Origin of the sequence: Haemophilus pittmaniae, assembly GCF_900186995.1 — a bacterium.
Taxonomy (GTDB): Bacteria; Pseudomonadota; Gammaproteobacteria; order Enterobacterales; family Pasteurellaceae; genus Haemophilus_D; species Haemophilus_D pittmaniae.
The window spans coordinates 2094078-2109842 of record NZ_LT906463.1 but is presented as its reverse complement, the minus strand read 5'-3'; the positions used below and the strand labels follow the sequence as shown (position 1 = coordinate 2109842).

At 42.6% G+C, this 15765-nt stretch carries 13 protein-coding genes, 1 tRNA gene and 1 other annotated feature; of the genes, 9 read left to right on the top strand and 5 right to left on the bottom strand.

Annotated features, from left to right (window positions below):
* The first annotated feature begins 119 nt into the window (after positions 1-119).
* Positions 120-239, top strand: a sequence feature (Thr leader region).
* Positions 240-269: 30 nt separating this feature from the next.
* The 6 genes from thrA (at position 270) to hflC (ending at position 8216) form a co-directional block, all read left to right on the top strand.
* Positions 270-2717, top strand: coding sequence for a bifunctional aspartate kinase/homoserine dehydrogenase I (thrA, locus tag CKV74_RS09965; protein WP_007243286.1), 2448 nt, complete (start codon positions 270-272; stop codon positions 2715-2717).
* Between the two features lie 12 nt (positions 2718-2729).
* Complete coding sequence (thrB, locus tag CKV74_RS09960; protein WP_095177104.1) at positions 2730-3674, top strand: homoserine kinase; 945 nt, start codon at positions 2730-2732, stop codon at positions 3672-3674.
* A gap of 76 nt (positions 3675-3750) precedes the next feature.
* Positions 3751-5025 (top strand): threonine synthase, encoded by a 1275-nt coding sequence (gene thrC, locus CKV74_RS09955; RefSeq protein ID WP_095177103.1) that lies wholly within the window; start codon positions 3751-3753, stop codon positions 5023-5025.
* A 197-nt stretch (positions 5026-5222) separates the two neighbouring features.
* Positions 5223-5954 (top strand): 4'-phosphopantetheinyl transferase family protein, encoded by a 732-nt coding sequence (locus tag CKV74_RS09950; protein WP_007243315.1) that lies wholly within the window; start codon positions 5223-5225, stop codon positions 5952-5954.
* A 163-nt stretch (positions 5955-6117) separates the two neighbouring features.
* Positions 6118-7329 (top strand): FtsH protease activity modulator HflK, encoded by a 1212-nt coding sequence (hflK, locus tag CKV74_RS09945; RefSeq protein WP_095177102.1) that lies wholly within the window; start codon positions 6118-6120, stop codon positions 7327-7329.
* Positions 7329-8216 carry a protease modulator HflC gene (gene hflC, locus CKV74_RS09940; protein ID WP_095177101.1) on the top strand — a complete coding sequence of 296 codons (888 nt, stop codon included), beginning with the start codon at positions 7329-7331 and terminating at the stop codon, positions 8214-8216. Before hflK ends, hflC begins: the two co-directional genes overlap by 1 nt.
* Positions 8217-8449: 233 nt before the next feature.
* Here hflC and CKV74_RS09935 read toward each other — a convergent pair whose 3' ends face one another.
* Entirely contained in the window at positions 8450-9241 is a 792-nt protein-coding gene (locus CKV74_RS09935) for a hypothetical protein (RefSeq protein WP_007243251.1), read from the bottom strand.
* 207 nt (positions 9242-9448) lie between these two features.
* A tRNA-Met gene (locus tag CKV74_RS09930) sits at positions 9449-9525 on the bottom strand.
* Between the two features lie 189 nt (positions 9526-9714).
* Here CKV74_RS09930 and mltA point away from each other — a divergent pair.
* From mltA to znuA, 3 genes are all read left to right on the top strand, one after another.
* Positions 9715-10845 (top strand): murein transglycosylase A, encoded by a 1131-nt coding sequence (gene mltA / locus CKV74_RS09925; protein WP_007243249.1) that lies wholly within the window; start codon positions 9715-9717, stop codon positions 10843-10845.
* On the top strand, positions 10845-11612 hold the full coding sequence (gene tcdA / locus CKV74_RS09920; RefSeq protein WP_007243339.1) for a tRNA cyclic N6-threonylcarbamoyladenosine(37) synthase TcdA: 768 nt from the start codon (positions 10845-10847) through the stop codon (positions 11610-11612). Before mltA ends, tcdA begins: the two co-directional genes overlap by 1 nt.
* 144 nt (positions 11613-11756) lie before the next feature.
* Positions 11757-12725, top strand: coding sequence for a zinc ABC transporter substrate-binding protein ZnuA (gene znuA / locus CKV74_RS09915; RefSeq protein ID WP_007243247.1), 969 nt, complete (start codon positions 11757-11759; stop codon positions 12723-12725).
* A gap of 162 nt (positions 12726-12887) precedes the next feature.
* Here the strand turns inward: znuA and CKV74_RS09910 are convergent, their stop codons facing one another.
* From CKV74_RS09910 to pdxY, 3 genes are all read right to left on the bottom strand, one after another.
* Entirely contained in the window at positions 12888-13505 is a 618-nt protein-coding gene (locus CKV74_RS09910) for a MarC family protein (protein WP_007243289.1), read from the bottom strand.
* Positions 13506-13580: 75 nt separating this feature from the next.
* Positions 13581-14861: a tRNA lysidine(34) synthetase TilS gene (tilS, locus tag CKV74_RS09905; protein ID WP_007243358.1), complete on the bottom strand. Its 1281-nt coding sequence runs from the start codon at positions 14859-14861 to the stop codon at positions 13581-13583.
* Entirely contained in the window at positions 14861-15727 is an 867-nt protein-coding gene (gene pdxY / locus CKV74_RS09900; protein WP_095177099.1) for a pyridoxal kinase, read from the bottom strand. The genes tilS and pdxY overlap by 1 nt, the downstream gene beginning before the upstream one ends.
* Between the last annotated feature and the right edge of the window lie 38 nt (positions 15728-15765).

Genomic DNA, 15765 nt, shown 5'->3' with positions numbered 1-15765 from the left:
TTACACGAAATTTACAATCAGAAAAAATTTCTCGGATTATGTAATTTGTGTTTGACAAGATTTGTGAATTTCGGTATTTCTATCGCCACTCTTTCAACAAGTTGCAAAGCTTATGAAATTTGAACGCATTATGACCACCCAAATTATTATGACCATTATTACGATGATGGGGCGGGCTAGTGCGTAAATAACAGGACAACAAAAACCCGCATTCACTAAAAAATGCGGGTTTTTTTATGATTTAAAATCACAACATCGAGGAATATCTTATGCGCGTATTAAAATTCGGCGGTACTTCATTAGCCAATCCGGAGCGTTTTTCGCAAGCTGCCCGTTTAATTGAACAGGCTCATTTAGCCGACCAGGCCGCAGGTGTTTTATCTGCCCCTGCCAAAATAACCAATCATCTGGTTGCCCTTTCTGAAAAAGCTGCTTTAAATCAACCCACCGATTCCCACTTTAATGAAGCCATTGAAATTTTCTATAACATCATTAATGGCCTACATGCTGAAAATAATCAATTTGATCTTGCCGCGACAAAATCCCTTATTGATGCGGAATTTGCACAAATTAAAGGCTTGTTAGAAGAAATCCGTCAAGCGGGTAAAGTAGAAGACAAGGTAAAAGCCACAATTGACTGCCGTGGTGAAAAATTATCAATTGCCATGATGAAAGCTTGGTTTGAAGCCAGAGGTTATAGTGTTCATGTAGTGGATCCGGTTAAACAATTGTTAGCTCAAGGCAGTTATTTAGAATCTTCAGTTGATATTGAAGAATCCACAAAACGTGTTGATGCGAAAAGTATCGGTAAAGATAAAGTTGTGTTAATGGCTGGTTTTACCGCTTGTAATGAAAAAGGTGAATTAGTGCTATTAGGCCGTAATGGTTCCGATTATTCTGCAGCTTGTTTGGCCGCTTGTTTAGGGGCGGATGTTTGTGAAATTTGGACCGATGTGGATGGCGTTTATACCTGTGATCCCCGCTTAGTGTCGGATGCCCGTCTATTACCGGCTCTGTCCTACCGTGAAGCAATGGAGCTTTCCTATTTTGGGGCGAAAGTGATCCATCCGCGCACTATCGGCCCATTGTTGCCACAACGAATTCCTTGCGTGATTAAAAATACTGGAAATCCAACTGCAGCAGGCTCAGTAATTGATGGCAATGTGAAATCTGAAGGTTTGCAAGTGAAGGGTATTACCAATCTTGATAATGTAGCAATGTTTAACGTATCTGGTCCTGGTATGCAGGGGATGGTGGGAATGGCTGCCCGAGTTTTCTCCGCCATGTCCAAAGCCGGTATTTCCGTGATCTTGATTACTCAATCTTCTTCTGAATACAGTATTAGTTTTTGTGTTCCGGTGAAATCAGCGGAAGCAGCAAAAGCCGTTTTAGAGCAAGAATTTGCCGCAGAATTAAAAGCACATCAGTTAGAACCAATTGAAGTTGCCAAAGATCTTTCTATTATCTCTGTTGTCGGTGATGGCATGAAACAGGCTAAAGGTATCGCAGCTCGTTTCTTCTCCGCATTGGCTCAAGCGAATATCAGCTTAGTGGCAATTGCACAAGGTTCTTCTGAGCGTTCAATTTCAGCAGTTGTCGCACAAAATAAAGCAATTGAAGCAGTGAAAGCGACTCACCAAGCCCTTTTTAATAATAAGAAAGTCGTCGACATGTTTCTAGTCGGTGTTGGTGGTGTTGGCGGTGAGTTGATTGAGCAAATCAAGCAGCAAAAAGAATACCTCGCAAAGAAGGACATTGAAATCCGTGTTTGTGCCTTAGCGAATTCAACAAAAATGCTTTTGGATGAAAACGGGTTGAATTTAGATAATTGGAAAGCTGATCTTGAAAATGCAACCCAACCTTCTGATTTCGATGTGTTGTTATCTTTCATTAAGTTGCACCACGTAGTGAACCCAGTCTTTGTAGATTGTACAACTGCTGAATCGGTCGCAGGGCTTTATGCGCGCGCATTAAAAGAAGGCTTCCACGTGGTAACCCCAAACAAAAAAGCGAATACCCGTGAATTAGCCTATTACCACGAATTACGTCGCAATGCACAAGCAAGCCAACATAAATTCTTATACGAAACCAACGTAGGGGCAGGCTTACCGGTTATTGAAAACTTACAAAACTTATTGGCTGCAGGTGATGAGCTTGAGTATTTTGAAGGTATTTTATCGGGCTCACTTTCTTTCATTTTCGGTAAATTAGAGGAAGGACTTTCTCTTTCAGAAGTGACCGCACTTGCACGTGAAAAAGGCTTTACAGAGCCAGATCCTCGTGACGATTTATCGGGGCAAGATGTGGCACGTAAATTGCTTATTTTGGCGCGTGAAGCCGGTTTAGAGCTTGAGCTTGCCGATGTGGAAGTGGAAGGGGTATTACCACAAGGCTTCTCTGAAGGAAAATCTGCAGATGAATTTATGGCAATGTTGCCACAATTAGATGCGGAATTTAAAGCACGCGTTGAAGCCGCGAAAGCTGAAGGCAAAGTATTGCGTTATGTAGGCCAAATTAAAGATGGTCACTGCAAAGTATCAATCATCGCCGTGGATCAAAATAATCCATTGTATAAGGTGAAAGATGGTGAAAACGCCCTTGCATTCTATACGCGTTATTATCAACCAATTCCGTTGTTATTACGTGGTTATGGTGCGGGTAACGCAGTGACTGCAGCGGGCATCTTTGCTGATATTTTAAGAACATTACACCACTAAAAAGGACATAACATGTTAAGAATTTATGCTCCAGCATCGAGTGCCAATATTAGTGTAGGGTTTGACACATTAGGCGCAGCCATTTCACCGATTGATGGTTCATTATTAGGTGATGTTGTACAGATTGAGTCTATTCCAAGTGGTTTTGAACTCGAAAGTGCGGGTTATTTTGTGCGTAAATTGCCAAAAGAACCGCAAAAAAATATCGTGTATCAGGCCTATGTGCTGTTTAGTGAGCAATTAAAATTACGCAACCTGAAAGTAAAAGCGTTACGTTTAACCCTTGAGAAAAATATGCCAATTGGTTCGGGATTAGGTTCAAGTGCGTGCTCTATCGTGGCGGCATTAGTGGCATTGAATAAATTCCATGATGAACCATTTTCAAAAATGGAATTATTAGAAATGATGGGGGAGTTGGAAGGTCGTATTTCAGGCTCTATCCATTATGATAACGTGGCTCCTTGTTACCTAGGTGGTGTGCAATTTATGGTACAATCCCTTGGTAACATTTGCCAAAAATTGCCATTTTTTGATAATTGGTATTGGGTCTTAGCTTACCCAGGTATTGAGGTTTCAACCGCTGAAGCTCGCGCAATTTTACCGAAAAGCTACACGCGTCAAGATGTGATTTCTCATGGGCGTCATTTAGGTGGCTTTGTGCATGCGTGTCATACTCATCAAGAAAATCTTGCTGCAATGATGATGAAGGATGTGATTGCTGAACCTTATCGTGAGGCTTTATTACCGAACTTCGCAGAGGTGAAACAGGCCACTCGTGATTTAGGTGCTTTAGCGACGGGAATTTCAGGCTCAGGCCCAACGATTTTCTCCATTGCACCTGATTTACAAACCGCAACAAAATTGGCGACTTATTTAGAAAATCATTATTTACAAAACAATGAAGGCTTTGTGCACGTTTGTCAGGTCGATAATGATGGCGCGAGAGAGCTAGGTTAAGCAATTAATCGCTTTCCCCTCTTCTTAAAGAGGGGAATTAACATTTTATTAAAACTCTATAATTAACGGATATACAATGAATTTGTACAACATCAAACACCCTGAAGAACAAGTAAATTTTGCTCAGGCAGTACGTCAAGGGCTTGGTAAGGACCAAGGCTTATTTTTTCCGGAAACCATTCCAACGTTAAGCAATATTGACGAATTATTAGCCTTACCATTGGTTGAACGTAGCCAAAAAATTCTTGCTGCATTAATCGGTGAAGAATTACCGAAGGCGACATTAGATGCGATGGTGAAAAATGCATTCACTTTCCCAGCTCCATTGGAAAAAGTGGAAGACAATATTTATGCCCTTGAATTGTTCCATGGTCCAACCTTAGCATTTAAAGACTTTGGTGGTCGTTTTATGGCGCAAGCGCTGGCTGCCGTGCGTGGTGACGGCAAAATTACCATTTTAACCGCAACCTCCGGTGATACAGGTGCAGCGGTTGCGCATGCGTTTTATGGCTTAGAAAATATCAATGTGGTGATTTTATATCCAAAAGGCAAAATCAGCCCATTGCAAGAAAAACTATTCTGTACTTTAGGTGGGAATATTCGCACCGTTGCTGTTGATGGTGATTTTGATGCATGCCAAGCGTTAGTCAAACAAGCCTTTGATGATGCAGAACTACGTCAAGCGATTGGCTTAAACTCTGCTAACTCCATCAATATCAGCCGTTTATTAGCGCAAGTATGTTATTACTTTGAAGCTGTAGCACAATTACCAAAAGAAAAACGCGATAATGTAGTGGTTTCCGTGCCAAGCGGTAACTTTGGTAACTTAACCGCTGGGTTAATTGCGAAAACCTTAGGTTTACCGATTAAACGTTTTATTGCTTCCACCAATGCGAATGATACTGTGCCGCGTTATTTGGCATCCGGTAATTGGGCACCTAAAGCGACTGTCGCAACCCTTTCTAACGCGATGGATGTAAGTCGTCCAAATAACTGGCCACGAGTAGAAGAGTTATTTAAACGTAACGGCTGGAATTTAGCTGATTTGGGTTCCGGGATGTTAAGCGATGAGCAAACGGAAGAAACCTTAAAAGCCATGTTTAGCAAAGATTATTTATGTGAGCCACATGGTGCGATCGCATATCAAGTATTGAAAGACCAACTTAAAGCGGATGAAACGGGTATTTTCTTATGTACGGCGCATCCGGCTAAATTTAAGGAGTCGGTGGAACGTATTCTTGGTATTCACTTGCCATTGCCGGAAGCATTGGATAAACACAACAAATTACCGTTGTTATCCGATGAGATGGCGGCAGATTTCAATGCCTTACGTGCCTATTTATTAAAATAAGCCCATTGGCCGTGGTTTGCTGGTCTCAACCCACGGCCGATTTATTTTATCCGTTGGTGTTTAAAATGTGACATAAAAACGCCCCCTCAATTAACAAAGTTTTCCTGAAAACCTTATCTAAGTTATTGATTTTATTAGATGTGCCAAAAAAGGTATGGAAAACGTGACATTTTGCGACCGCCGTCGGAGAATTTTTCATGCCTAGCCTTATTGCCTTCGGTAATTGCCAACAGTTTTTCCCTTTTGATGATATTCCTCCGAGCCTTGTGCCTGATAGTCTACATCGGCCCACTAATGACTTTGCGCGTGTTTTGCAACGTTTCCAAGCACGTCGGTTAGCGCATTTTCTATTATGGCGGTTGTTACAAAAAGCGGATTTGCCGGTGACATTGCTCGCACAAATTCAGCGCACGACAAGTGATCGCCCTTATTTTCCAACGCCGCATATTGATTTTAATATCAGTCATTCAGGTGATTGGGTCGCGGTGATTTTGCAATGGCAAGCAACTGAGGTCAGTGCGGTAGGTATTGATGTTGAATGGGGCAAGATACGTAATTTTGACGAGTTAATGGCGCATTTTGCATCGGATAATGAGATTGCATGGTTTGCCGAGCAAGATGATGCCAAGGCTGCTTTTTATCGTTGCTGGTGTGTACGCGAAGCGCTCTTGAAATCCCAAGGGGTTGGTATTGCTAAATTGTCGGAGGTGGAACATCAAGCTCAATCCTTGCAGCTGTTTTCCCCTCATTGTCCGACTGGCCACTTGTGGTTGAGCAGGGGATTGCCTGTTCATTTGGCGGCGTTTGTAAAACAAGAAGCAACGGCACCGACTCTATGGCATTGGCAAGCGGGTAAACTCCAGTCTTATTCCATGGATGAGATGCTATGCTATCGGGTCAATCCATCGGTAGATTCAGCTACAGATTAAATGGTTAGCTCAACTTTTTCTTTTTATTATTCCGTTTTTTTTGTAGCCCAAGCAGGTTTTCACAACCTATTGTCTTAAAAGGTATTTAAATGCCTGTGGTCGATTGCTCTTATAGGGTAATTCCTTTAAACTTGAAACAATTTTTTCACAAACGGAGAAGCCAATGGCATTAAACGGTTCGAATCAAGATCCATGGGGTAAACCGAAACAGGGCAGCCAGCCTGATGAAAAACCTCAGGATAATTCTTCTCAATCCAATTGGGGTGAAAACAAAAAGCAACAGCAATCCCCACCGGACATTGAAGATGTGTTTAACAATTTGCTCAAGAAACTGGGCGGTGGGAATAAAGGTAGTGGCAATGGCTCCAACCGCATCGGTAAACCGCTTAATGTAGGTAAATGGGCACCGCTTGCCTTATTGGTGGGCGCGATCGTGTGGGGCGCGAGCGGTTTTTATACCATTAAAGAGGCTGAGCGCGGTGTAGTATTGCGTTTAGGACAATTGCATTCCATCGTGCAGCCCGGCTTAAACTGGAAACCGAGTTTTATTGATCGTGTGATTCCGGTGAACGTTGAGTTTGTAAATACGGTGAATACGCAAGGTTCGATGCTCACGCAAGACGAAAATATGGTGAAGGTAGAAATGAGCGTGCAATATCGCGTAACTGATCCTGCTAAATACTTGTTTAGTGTGACTAATGCCGATAATAGTTTGGCGCAGGCTACCGATAGTGCACTGCGTTACGTAATTGGTCATATGACCATGAACGATGTATTGACTACCGGTCGTACCGTGGTACGTGAGAATACCTGGAAAACGCTGAACGAGATCATCAAACCTTATGATATGGGCTTAGATGTGTTAGATGTTAACTTCCAATCAGCTCGTCCACCGGAAGAGGTGAAAGAAGCCTTTGATGATGCGATTAAAGCTCAAGAGGACGAACAACGCTATATTCGTGAAGCGGAAGCTTATGCTCGTGAGAAAGAGCCAATTGCCCGTGGGGATGCTCAACGTATTGTTGAAGCTGCAACCGCTTATAAGGATCGCGTGGTCTTGGATGCACAGGGGGAAGTTGAGCGGTTAGCTCGCTTATTGCCGGAATTTAGAGCCAATCCGGATCTGTTGAAGGACCGCTTATATATTGAAACCATGGAAAAGATTATGGCTAACACACCAAAAGTCATGATGGAGAGTGGAGGCAGTAATAATCTTACGGTTCTTCCGTTGGAAAGTTTGCTAGGTAAAAAAGTGCCAGCGGCTAGCGAATCGGAAGCTGCGACATCAAATGACGCGGTTAATATCAATAAGAAAGCTGATACTGCGGTTCAACAAAATAAAGTAGAAAGTATTCGTCAAGGGAGATTTAATTAATGCGTAAATTATTACTTCCCGTCCTATTGGTTGTTGTCATTTTGATTTACACCAGCGTAGTGGTGGTGTATGAAGGTTCGCGTGGCATTATGTTGCGTTTTAATAAAGCGCAGCGCGATGCGGATAATAAGGTAGTGGTTTATGAACCCGGAATTCATTTTAAACTGCCGTTGATTGATAGCATTAAATTGCTCGATGCCCGCATCCGCACTTTAGAAGGTTCTGCTACTCGTTTTATTACGGTTGAGAAAAAAGACGTTTTGGTTGATTCCTACGTGAAATGGCGAATCAGTGACTTTGGTCGTTTTTATACGGCAACCGGTGGTGGTGACTATAGCCAGGCCGCTAATTTGTTGAGCCGTAAGGTCAATGACCGTTTACGTTCTGAAATCGGTACCCGTACCATTAAGGATATTGTTTCCGGTACGCGTGGTGAATTGATGGCCGGTGCCAAAAAAGCCTTAAATTCCGGGGCAGATAGTGCTTCTGAATTAGGAATTGAGGTAGTGGATGTTCGGGTCAAACAGATTAATTTACCAGATGAAGTATCTTCTTCTATTTACCAGCGGATGCGTGCTGAGCGTGATGCTGTTGCACGTGAGCATCGTTCTCAAGGGAAAGAAAAGGCCGCCTTTATTCAAGCGGATGTGGATCGCAAAGTGACGGTAATTTTGGCAAATGCGAATAAAACAGCGCAGGAACTGCGTGGGGAAGGGGATGCTGCTGCAGCGAAACTATATTCCCAAAGTTTTGCCAATGAGCCACAATTTTATAGTTTTGTGCGTAGTTTGAAAGCCTATGAAGATAGCTTTAAAGGTAATGATAATATGATGATCTTAAAGCCTGGTAGTGAGTTCTTCCGCTTTATGCAAGCGCCTAAGAAATAGTCTATCACAAGCATTAGGGGTGATAATGCGACAGGGATTTTATCGTAGTCGTGTTATAGCCTCTTTAAATATAAAAATACCAAGAAAATTAAGCGAATAAAGCCTTAACATTTCTTGGTATTTTGTTTTTGGGAGTTACTTCAATAAGCCACTAGTCTTGTCCATTTTTACAATTTTCAATTTCCGTATAGGTTTGTATTTCAACAGAGCTTATAGCAGAAAATATTAATGGTTTATAACAAGTCTTTTACATTATATCCGTAGCTCGCGGTTCTTGCTGCAGCAGTTTTTTGCCATTCAGTAGCGGCGTTACCATCCTTATCAAGGAAGTAGCCGGCGTCGAGATAGCGGATAATGACAAATTCAGATGTTTTTTGTTCGAATCCATCGCCACGAGAAAAATCTATACCATGGCCTGTATTACGAGTCACAATTGCTTCGAGTAGCGGCACGGTCAATGCATTCAACGTAATTTTCATATCAGGAGTTGCAAATAGCTTTTTAAAGAAAGAGCTAGGTTTTTCTTCTGTGTAAACAAAAAGATTACTAATTGTTCCATTTGAAACACATACAACACGACGGATATTGCGAATTGGAATTTCTGTTTTACCATTTGAGAGCACGCCGTTGCGGATGCGTACTTCCCGTTTGCCGAGTTGGGAGTAATCTATTGCGAGATCAAGGCTATCTATATTAGAAGGAAAGTCTGGGGTTAGTTTATGTCTTGCGAAAGCTGCAATAATAGCCTTGGTTTCACGAATATTATGACCATTGCTTTGTTCTTGTAAGTCCGTATCCAAATCATTTCCTGGAATATTTTTCCAATTGTTATCTCTAAAAATAATGCTGTAATGATTATTAGAGTTCAAATATCGGGTTAAAAATAGTTCATTAACGTTGGCAAAATCAATATCGGTAGTCACTTGCCCAGCTTTATTGGTACACAGAACACCTTTATTACTTACTGTTAATGTACGTCCATCGTATTCAAAAATAGCCGGTTTACTATCAAAAATTGTGATCATAGTTGGTTCCTCTCATAGTATGGATAATATAAGTATAGGTTTTACCCTAGATTATATGCCATTTTAGGCATATTTATTTGAAAATGATGCTAAACGTAGATAAAAAGAGGCTGCTACAGAATGCGTATCATGGATTCTGTAACAGCCCTTGCGATGAATGAAAAAATCTAAAAGAAAAAGGCATCGAATTATTCGATGCCTTGAATTTGGTTGCGGGGGCCGGATTTGAACCGACGGCCTTCGGGTTATGAGCCCGACGAGCTACCAAGCTGCTCCACCCCGCGTCAGACAGGCGTAGTATAGTGCCTTCAAAAAATATTGCAAGAATTAAAATTAAATTTAGCCTTTAATTGTTGTGCAAATAAACAAATTGCCATTCATTTAATCGATGGCAAAAATAATCCTAGTGGTTTAGGGTAAATTTTGATAGCGTATGCGCCCTATTTAGCCGGCTATTTATTTAGGAATAAGAGATGAAATTCGGAAAACATATTGCATTGAAATGCCTCACGGTTTTATTAGGCGTTTCTTTTTTAACCGCTTGCGGATCTTCTAAGCCTGCAGGTGGGCGTGGTGCTTCTGCCGCCTCCAGACCCTTAACCGCCACCGGAGATGATCCGCAAAAATTTGGCGCAATTTATAGTGGTCGCAGTTATCAGCAAGCTATATTGATGCCGGTATCTACGGTAGAGAATAAAAGCGCAGTCGTCAATCAAGGTGATTTTTTAAGCCAAATTTCTAATGTGAATAACTATTCCGGCACATTGGCGGATCGCTTTGCGGATAACTATGAAAAAATAACCTCATGGGTTTTAGCTGGTGCCAATGTTAATGAATTGGCCAATTTTGGTATTCGTCCGCAGGTAATGAAAGGCTTCGATGGTTATCAAAATGTTTTGATGACCGGCTATTATTCTCCAGTTTTGCACGCCCGTCGTAGTGCGCAAGGGAAATTCCAAAACCCAATTTATGCGATGCCAAGGAATAAACGTTTTTCCCGTGCAGAAATTTATGCCGGTGCATTGCGTGGACAAGGGTTAGAGTTAGCCTACAGCGATTCCATGATGGATAACTTCCTACTTGGCGTGCAGGGTAGCGGTTATGTGGATTTTGGTGATGGTAAATTAAATTATTTCGCCTATGCCGGTCAGAATGGCTATAAATATGCGGCGGTTGGCCGTTTATTGGTAGAAGACGGTGAAATTCCAAAGGAAAAAATGTCAATTCAGGCCATTCGTGAATGGGGCGAACGCAATCCAAGCCGTGTACAGGAATTATTAGAACGTAACCCATCTTATGTGTTCTTTAAAAACGACCCAACCGGTAAAGTAAAAGGTTCTGCCGGAGTGCCATTGATTCCGATGGCCGCAGTAGCATCCGATCGTAATGTGATTCCATCCGGTACCGTATTGCTGGTTGAGGTTCCGGATATCGACAACAACGGTAATTGGAAGGGTACCCATAAGTTACATTTAATGGTGGCATTGGATGTTGGTGGCGCGGTTAACGGTCATCATTTTGACCTGTATCGTGGAATCGGTGATCAAGCGGGACATATTGCCGGCTTATCTAAACATTATGGCCGTGTTTGGGTGTTAAATTAATGGCTCGGCCGGATAATTTCCAACAACGCTTTGGTGGCATTGGCCGACTTTATGGTGCGGCTGCATTGACACGTTTACAGTCTGCCCATATTTGCGTGATCGGTATTGGTGGTGTCGGCTCTTGGGTGGTAGAAGCCTTAGCTCGTTCCGCTGTTGGGCATATTACGATGATTGATATGGATGATATTTGTGTCACCAATATTAATCGTCAATTGCCAGCATTGAGTGGCAATATTGGCAAATTAAAAACTGAAGTGATGGCCGAACGGGTTCGTCTGATTAATCCCGAATGCCGGGTTGAAATTATTGATGATTTCCTCAGCGTGGAGAATCTTCAGGATTATCTCACCCGTGGTTATGATTACGTGATTGATGCCATTGATAACGTACAGGTCAAAGCTGCGCTGATTGCCTTCTGTAAACGCCATAAGATAAAGGTTATTACCATCGGTGGTGCAGGAGGACAAACGGATCCAACGCAAATTCAAATTGCCGATTTAAGCCGTACCATTCAGGATCCGCTATTGGCGAAGGTGCGTTCCCGTTTACGTAAGGAATATCATTTTACCAATAACCCGAAACGTAAATTTGCGGTGGATGCGGTATTTTCCAGTCAGCCGTTAATCTTTCCACGAATGAGTGGTGATTGTGCAGTGTCGGCAAGTATGAATTGTGCTAATGGTTTTGGAGCCGCGACCATGGTCACCGCGAGTTTTGGCTTTGTTGCAGTCAGTCGGGTACTCGAAAAATTATTAAAAACCGCCTAGGGCGGTTTTTTTTTATGAAATAAATTAATTTTTTACATGCAAAATTTACCTTTCTTTTTCACTTTAAGGAGTTGCAATTTCACTGGGAAAGCGTAGGATACGCGCGCTTTTTGAAAATTATTATCAACAACAGTAAGGATACCTATGAAAAAAGTGTTTAAAATTGGTTTAATCGCTGGCGCTCTGTTGAGTTGTTCCGCCATTTCTCAAGCCGATGTATTAACTTCCGTTAAGCCACTAGGCTTTATTGCTTCATCGATTGCCCAAGGGGTTGAAAATACCCAGGTATTAGTGCCACCAGGTGCTTCTCCGCACGATTACAGCCTAAAACTCTCCGATATGCAGAAAATCAAATCTGCCGATTTGATTGTGTGGGTGGGCGAGGATATCGATGCTTTTTTAGCTAAACCGATCCAATCCGTTGATCCTGCTAAAGTGATTAACATCGCAAAAATTCCCGGAGTGCAACCATTATTGCTAAAAGCTCATCATGAACATTTTCATGAGGAAGGCGAAGAAGGTCATCAGCATGGCCATAACCACAGTCACGAGCATGAGCATGGGCATCACCACCATGATGTGGATGAAAACGGCTTAAGTGTTAACTGGCACCTTTGGTATTCGCCACAGATCAGCCGTCTTATCGCGGAGCAAATTGCTGAGAAATTAACGGTAGCTTATCCGGATAAAAAAGAGCTGATTGCGAAGAACTTAGCGGATTTTAATCAAAGCCTCAGCACACAAAGTGATAAAATTACCGCTCAATTGGCACCATTAAAAGAGAAAGGTTTCTTTGTATTCCATGATGCCTATGGCTATTTCAATCAGGCCTATGGCTTAAATCAAACCGGTTATTTCACGATTAATCCGTTAGTCGCACCGGGAGCGAAAACCTTAGCTCACATTAAGGAAGAAATCACTGAGCATCATGTCAATTGCTTGTTTGCCGAGCCGCAATTTACGCCGAAAGTGATTGAATCTTTGGCTAAAGAAACCGGGGCTAAAGTTGGACGTTTGGATCCAATTGGAGACAAGGTGGAATTAGGTGCCGGTTCCTATGCCGCATTCCTACAAGCAACTGCTGATAGCTATGCTCAATGTCTAGGTCAATAGTGATACTTTCAATGAAAAAGCCCGTAAAAACGGGCTTTTTTTATGACTTCTAATAAAATCAATGACTTAGCACTTATTTCGGGCAAAACTTTAATTTTTGAGGGGGCGTTTGTCCCATTAAAAAGCGGCATGTAAGCCGCTTGTAGATTTTTGGATTCTTATTTAGGCCACCTGGGTAAAGAAATCCCGTAAGCCAACAAGGATATTATTGACTGCCACGGTAGCTAGAATCAGCCCCATCACCCGACTGATAATTGCTGCACCGGAGTTACCAATAAAATGCTGAATACGATTGGCGGCTAGTAGCAACAGATAGGTAATCAATAACACCGTTAGCATAATTAGAGCGGTGATGAATTGATCGGTTAGATTAAAACGGTGATTGTCGGTGAGCAGTACGATTGCCATCATCGCACCGGGGGAAGCAATTGATGGTACTGCCAATGGATAGACCGCAATTTCGGTAATATTAGCCTTCATGCGAATTTCCTGTTCCGGCTTGCTATCGCCGAAAATCATGGTTAGAGCAAATAGAAACAACACCAACCCGCCGGCTATTTGGAAGGCCGGTAGCGGTACTTCCATCGCATCAAACAAGACTTGCCCGCCAATCAAGAAAAACAGCAAAATGCCTGCCGAAATCAGCACCGCATTGAGGGCGATTTTGCGGCGTTCTTCTAGAGAAAATCCGATGGTTTTAGAAAGATAAACAGGAATCGAACCAATAGGATCAATAACTGCCCACAACACCACAAATTGCACAATCAAAGAATCAAACATAAACCTTTTGCTCGATAATATGGGAAATGCCGGTATTCTATCAGAATGAAGACGATTTAGGCGGATTTTACAAAATTATTCAAAGGCTTGGCATAATCCGAGTATGCCTTGTAAGGTTTCCCCGTAATAGATTTGCGGTAGCCGTCCGCGCTGCCAAGGTGGGATAGCAGCAGCCTGGCAAAGTTTCTTAAATGTTTCGCGCGGACGATTAGGCTGATAGCGTAATCTTCCCGGATGCCCGAAACGAATGAATATTGCTTGCCGTGTAAGCGGTAGTAACAGTTGTTGCGATCCCCAACGGAACAGAATACCGTCCTGCTGTTTATGGCTTTCCAGTAGGCCTAAATTATCCGGTAACTCAAGAGAATGGCCGATATTGAGCTCTGCTGAATAATTGCAGAGATCGGTAAATTGCGGTGTGAGGTAGAGGTTATTTTGATAGCGACGAACAATCAGCTCACCCAATTGCCATTGCGGATTAGAATCCTTTTGGGCATTGATCACATTTTCAAGCAAAGCATCCAATTGTTTTTGTCCCGGCATTGATTGACCGAGACGGCTTAACCATAGACGCAATAAGGCGCGCTGACGGGCAATAGAATAAGTCTTAAAAGCATTGAGGTGAAAAACATTGGCTTGAGCAGGGCAGTGGCGATGAAAGTCTTCTTCTAGCAATTCTTCGATCAGCAGTTGGCTTTCCAAGCAATGTTTTGCGCTACGGGAAATGGCCTGATCAATGTGTCGCCAACGTTGGCGCAATTGCGGCAATATTTCATTGCGCAAAAAATTGCGCTCATAACTGCTATCTTGATTGCTTTCATCCTCAATCCAATGAAGTTTCTCCGAGAGTATAAAGTGTTCTAATTCACTGCGCGAAAAGGCTAATAATGGACGGCATAAGGGCATGCCGTACAGCGTATTTTGTGTCTGCATGGCGCTTAAACCTAAAATGCCACTGCCGCGTTTTAAGGCCAGTAAAAAGGTTTCACTTTGATCCTGTAGATGATGGGCGGTCAGTAATAATTCATCGCTTTGCCAATGTTGTTTGATGGCTCGGTAACGGGCATCTCTGGCGGTTGCCTCAATGTTCCCTGTGGTTGCAAGTGCAAGTCGTTCAATGATCAGCGGAATTTGCCATTGTTGGCATAATTCTTGGCAATGTTGTGTCCAAGCATCGGCATTACTGCTTAAGCCATGGTGGATATGGATTGCGCGGAGCGTAATTGCGGGACGTTGGCAGCGTAATTGATAACACAGCGCCAATAATGCGGTGGAATCCAAACCACCGCTAAAGGCAATTAATAACCGTTTAGCGGCGGTTGGCAATTGTGCTTGAAATTTAGCAAGCAAGGACATTAGGCGATTTTCACCGCTTTATAATCAGCGCTCGGGTTGAGAATTTCAAAGCGGGCGGCAATTGGTTGAAGTTCGTAAGATTTTAACTCAAAGGTTGTTTTCATTACGCCCATAACCGCATTGTTAGTTTTTTCAAAGGCACGGACATCATCTTCACCGTTGAGCAAATTGGCCAGGAATAGGCCGGCAATTAAATCACCCACACCAACCGGTTCGAAATTAAATTGGTAAAGTGGTCGGCTTAAATGCCAAACACCTTCAGGGGTCGCTAAAATTGTTTCAAAGGTGTCGGGATCTTGTAATTTACCGACTTTATTTAAGTGTTTTACTAATACCTTGCTGATGCCTTTTTCGACTAAAGCCTGGGCAGCACGTACCGCATCATCGAAATGATTAATTTCAAAATCACTAAGTTGGCGCAATTCTGCCAGGTTCGGTGTAATGATATCGGCTTTTGGGAGGGCTTTTTCAATCAAGCTTTCACGCACACCATTGGCCACCACACAAACTTTTTCTGCATTCGGCATCACCGGATCGCATAAATATAGCGCTTTTGGATTACGCGATTTAATGGTTGCTACCGCTTCAATGATACGATCGACCTGTTCTGCAGAGCCTAAATATCCGGAGAGCACGGCATCGCATTCGCTGAGTTTGTCGATATTATCCAAACCTTGCACGATTTCACCGATTTGTTCTTGCGGGATGACCATACCGGTCCACTTACCGTATTGAGTATGGTTGGAAAATTGTACGGTATTCAATGCCCAAACATCGATACCTAATAACTGCATCGGAAAGGTTGCCGATTTATTACCGGCAAAGCCATAAACCACATGGGATTGAATGGCGAGAACATTTTTCATTAAAAGCTCCATTTTATTGGGTTATTTATAGGGGAACA